This is a genomic window from Pseudomonas sp. NPDC087817 (assembly GCF_044742875.1).
Taxonomy (GTDB): Bacteria; Pseudomonadota; Gammaproteobacteria; order Pseudomonadales; family Pseudomonadaceae; genus Aquipseudomonas.
In genome coordinates, this window is sequence record NZ_JBIUVJ010000132.1 from 1 (window position 1) to 4440 (window position 4440).

General features: G+C 58.1%; 4 protein-coding genes and 2 pseudogenes. All 6 read right to left on the reverse strand.

Annotation, left to right across the window (positions count from 1 at the left end; all coding sequences use genetic code 11):
* Positions 1–132 (reverse strand): annotated as a pseudogene (gene iscA, locus ACIONG_RS29835) (iron-sulfur cluster assembly protein IscA); the annotation flags it as partial.
* Between the two features lie 28 nt (positions 133–160).
* A complete protein-coding gene (gene iscU / locus ACIONG_RS29840) occupies positions 161–547 on the reverse strand; it encodes a Fe-S cluster assembly scaffold IscU (RefSeq protein ID WP_401304561.1) in 387 nt (128 codons plus the stop codon).
* Between the two features lie 104 nt (positions 548–651).
* Positions 652–1863 (reverse strand): annotated as a pseudogene (locus tag ACIONG_RS29845) (IscS subfamily cysteine desulfurase); the annotation flags it as partial.
* 47 nt (positions 1864–1910) lie between these two features.
* A complete protein-coding gene (iscR, locus tag ACIONG_RS29850; RefSeq protein WP_003227911.1) occupies positions 1911–2402 on the reverse strand; it encodes a Fe-S cluster assembly transcriptional regulator IscR in 492 nt (163 codons plus the stop codon).
* Positions 2403–2640: 238 nt separating this feature from the next.
* Positions 2641–3417, reverse strand: coding sequence for a serine O-acetyltransferase (cysE, locus tag ACIONG_RS29855; RefSeq protein WP_025109222.1), 777 nt, complete (start codon positions 3415–3417; stop codon positions 2641–2643).
* Between the two features lie 3 nt (positions 3418–3420).
* Complete coding sequence (trmJ, locus tag ACIONG_RS29860; protein ID WP_064589075.1) at positions 3421–4191, reverse strand: tRNA (cytosine(32)/uridine(32)-2'-O)-methyltransferase TrmJ; 771 nt, start codon at positions 4189–4191, stop codon at positions 3421–3423.
* Positions 4192–4440: the final 249 nt, after the last annotated feature.

Genomic DNA, 4440 nt, shown 5'->3' on the forward strand with positions numbered 1-4440 from the left:
AAACTCCAGCACGTAGGCAAGGCCGGAACAGCCTGTGGTGCGAACACCCAGACGAATCCCTTCACCTTTGCCGCGCCCGTCGAGGGAGCGCCGCACGTGTCGAGCAGCCGCTTCTGTCATGCTGATAGCCATCGTTGACTCCTTACTCGTCGCCCAATGCTTAGATCAAGCCTTTCTTCTGCTTGTAATCGCGAACAGCCGCCTTGATAGCGTCTTCAGCGAGTACCGAGCAGTGAATTTTCACTGGCGGCAAGGCCAGTTCTTCGGCCAGCTGAGTGTTCTTGATGGTTTCCGCTTCATCCAGAGTCTTGCCCTTCATCCACTCGGTGGCGAGGGAGCTGGAGGCGATGGCGGAACCGCAGCCGTAGGTCTTGAACTTGGCGTCTTCGATAACGCCCTGATCGTTGACCTTGATCTGCAGACGCATCACGTCGCCGCACGCTGGTGCGCCAACCATGCCGGTGCCGACATCAGGATCTTCCGCGTTCATCTTGCCGACGTTGCGCGGGTTTTCGTAGTGGTCGATGACCGGGTCGCGGTACGCCATGATTCTCAATCCTCACTCATCAGGGCCGCTCTTGAGACCCTGCAACTGCGCTGCGTCAGTCGCCGCGTCGCTACAGGATCTGTACCTGGCGGCTTCGATAGTGAGTGTGCCGCCCACTCGATCTTCGAGATATCGACGCCGTCTTTGTACATGTCCCACAGCGGCGACAGAGCGCGCAGCTTGGTAACGGCCTCGCAAACTTTCTGCGCGGCGTAATCGATTTCTTCTTCGGTGGTGAAGCGGCCGAAGGTGAAGCGGATCGAGCTGTGTGCCAGTTCGTCGTTGCGGCCCAGGGCACGCAATACGTACGAAGGCTCCAACGATGCCGAGGTGCACGCCGAACCGGACGATACCGCCAGATCCTTGAGTGCCATGATCAGCGACTCGCCTTCAACGTAGTTGAAGCTCAGGTTCAGGTTGTGCGGAACGCGGGCGGTCAGGCTGCCGTTGACGTACAGCTCTTCCAGATGCTCGACCTGCTTGTAGAAACGGTCGCTCAAGGCTTTGATGCGGACGTTTTCGGCAGCCATGTCTTCCTTGGCTACACGGAATGCTTCACCCATGCCGACGATCTGGTGAGTCGCCAGGGTGCCGGAACGCATGCCACGCTCGTGACCGCCGCCGTGCATGGTCGCTTCGATGCGCACACGCGGCTTGCGGCTGACGTACAGCGCGCCGATGCCTTTAGGGCCGTAGGTTTTGTGAGCAGAGAAGGACATCATGTCGACTTTCAGCTTCTGCAGGTCGATCTCGACCTTGCCAGTGGACTGAGCGGCGTCGACGTGGAACAGGATGCCTTTCGAACGCAGCAGTTCGCCGATGGCGGCGATGTCGTTGACGGTGCCGATTTCGTTGTTCACATGCATGACCGACACCAGGATGGTGTCTTCGCGCAGTGCAGCTTCGATCATTGCCGGGGTGATCAGACCATCAGTCTGAGGCTCGAGGTAGGTCACTTCGAAACCTTCACGCTCCAGTTGGCGCATGGTGTCGAGGACAGCCTTGTGCTCAATCTTGGTGGTGATCAGGTGTTTGCCCTTGGAGGCGTAGAAATGTGCCGCACCCTTGATTGCCAGGTTGTCGGACTCGGTGGCACCGGAAGTCCAGACGATTTCGCGCGGATCGGCATTGACCAGATCGGCCACCTGACGACGGGCGTTTTCGACGGACTCTTCAGCTTTCCAGCCGAACACGTGGGAACGGGACGCCGGGTTACCGAAGTTTCCGTCGACCAGCAGGCATTCGCTCATTTTTTGCGCAACGCGCGGATCGACCGGGGTGGTCGCAGAGTAATCAAGGTAAATCGGCAATTTCATGGACTATCTCCTAAATCAGGGCTGGCGTGCCGCTAGCTCTTTGGCTGTCATTCGACGGCGGACGCTTCAATCTTGTCCAGGCGTGGCGCCTTGCTGTTGCAACGGCGCTGGTCCTGACGCTGGGCTACTTCTTGCACCTCACGGCGAGTCACAAGATCAGCCAAGCTGATACCACTTAGAAATTCGTGAATCTGCAGGCTCAAGTCGCACCACAGATGATGGGTCAGGCAGGTGTCGCCGGAATGGCAATCGCCCTGGCCCTGGCACTTGGTCGCATCGACCGATTCGTTGACCGCATCGATCACTTGCGCCACCTGGATGCCCTGCATGTCGCGAGACAGCTGGTAACCACCACCGGGGCCGCGAACACTGGAAACCAGGTTACTGCGGCGCAGCTTGGCGAAAAGCTGTTCGAGATAGGACAGGGAGATGCCTTGGCGCTCGGAGATATCGGCCAGGGACACGGGCCCGTGCTGCGCGTGCAACGCCAGGTCAAGCATGGCGGTCACGGCGTATCGGCCTTTTGTAGTCAGTCGCATGGACAGTTACCACGGAGTTCGGAATGGGCGGGAGTATGCAATTCCCGAGCATTTAAGTCAACTATAAGACCTAGTGCTTTAGTCGGGTTTACCCGCAAAAGAGCGCGCGCATCATAGCAAAGGCTGGCGGCGTACAGCCAGTGATTGCGAGTTATCGCTCTACGCGAGCAGGCTCGCTCCCACAGGAGAACTCATTCCAATGTGAGAGGGAGCCTGCCCGCGAAGAAATCGGCGCGGTTTAACTGGCCTGGCTTTGATCCTTGCCTTTGACGCAGGCGAAGTCTTCTTCTCGCAGCTCAGGGAGATCTTTCGCACAGTAATTGCTGCCCAGATCCTTCAGCGCACCGCACATCCCCTCCAGACGCCCGTCGACCGCTTGCAGGTGATCGAGCAACTGGCCGATCGCGCGCGCTACCGGGTCAGGCATGTCCTCGCTGACACCGTAGGCATCAAAACCGATTTTCTCTGCCATGGCCTTGCGCTTGGCATCCTGCTCTTCATCGGATTTGACGATGATTCGACCGGGAATCCCCACGACCGTGGCGCCCGGCGGCACTTCCTTGGTCACCACCGCATTGGAACCGACCTTGGCACCAGCACCGACAGTGAATGGCCCCAGCACCTTGGCGCCAGCACCGACGACAACGCCATCACCCAGCGTCGGATGGCGCTTGCCTTTATTCCAGCTGGTACCCCCAAGGGTCACACCTTGATAAATAGTCACGTCATCGCCAATTTCGGCGGTTTCGCCAATGACAATGCCCATGCCGTGGTCAATAAAGAAGCGTCGACCGACTTTCGCCCCCGGATGAATCTCGATCCCGGTCAACCAGCGACCGAAATTCGACACCAGCCGCGCCAGCCATTTCAGCTCGTTGCGCCACAGCATTCCCGCGAGTCGATGAATCCAGATCGCATGCATGCCGGGATAGCAGGTCAGGACTTCAAAAGCGTTACGCGCCGCCGGGTCTCGATGGAATACGCTTTGGATATCTTCACGCAAACGCTCAAACATCATTTAGTCCTTCCGCTTCAGAAGCTCGCCACGGGCCGCTTTTTGGGTTTCCGTGAGGATGCCACGCAAAATGTTCATTTCCGCCCGGCTGACCGAGCTGCGTCCGTATAACCGGCGCAGGCGCGCCATCAAGTGCCGCGGCTTTTCCGGATCGAGGAATTCGATGGCAACCAGCGTCTGCTCCAGATGCTCATAGAAACGCTCCAGCTCATCCATGGTCGCCAGCTCGGCACTTTTCACCGAGGCCACTTCTTCTTTCTCGATCTTGGTCGGCTGACCTTGTGCGGCCAGCCAGGCCATGCGCACTTCATAGCTCAACACCTGCACCGCTGCCCCAAGATTCAGTGAACTGAACCCAGGATCAGAGGGGATGTGCACGTGAAAGTGACATCGCTGCAGCTCGTCATTGGTCAGGCCGGAATCTTCACGACCGAACACCAAAGCGATTTCCGCGCCCTGCCCGGCTTCCTCGACCACTTTGCTGCCGCATTCACGCGGATCCAGCAGCGGCCACGGAATGCGGCGGTCGCGGGCGCTGGTGCCGAGCACCAGATTGCAGCCGACCAAGGCATCTTCCAGGGTGGCGACGACTTGCGCGTTTTCAAGGATGTCACCGGCACCGGAAGCGCGAGCATCGGCTTCGTGATGCGGAAACAACCGCGGTTCGACCAGCACCAGCCGCGACAGACCCATGTTTTTCATGGCGCGCGCGGCCCCGCCGATGTTGCCGGGGTGGCTGGTATTGACCAGGACGACACGAATGTTCTGCAGCAAGGGAGGCGCTCTCGGACACAGGAAAGGGGTGCAAATCTTACAGAACAGCCTACCGTTAAGCTATGAAAGCGAACAGCGTCCTTCACCTGAAGAAAAGTTCTGCTAGAATGCGCGGCTTTCTTTAACAACCTTAGGTGACACATCCATGCAGCCCATGCTGAATATCGCGCTGCGAGTATAAATAAGATCGTTTGATCTGATGTTTGTATTCATGTATCTGATGTATATCTTGTATGTCGTCTTATTATT

Bases quoted from the DNA above. Each gene is read 5' to 3' on its own strand.
- iscU (WP_401304561.1), bottom strand. From the start codon at position 547: ATGGCGTACCGCGACCCGGTCATCGACCACTACGAAAACCCGCGCAAC.
- iscR (WP_003227911.1), bottom strand. From the start codon at position 2,402: ATGCGACTGACTACAAAAGGCCGATACGCCGTGACCGCCATGCTTGAC.
- cysE (WP_025109222.1), bottom strand. From the start codon at position 3,417: ATGTTTGAGCGTTTGCGTGAAGATATCCAAAGCGTATTCCATCGAGAC.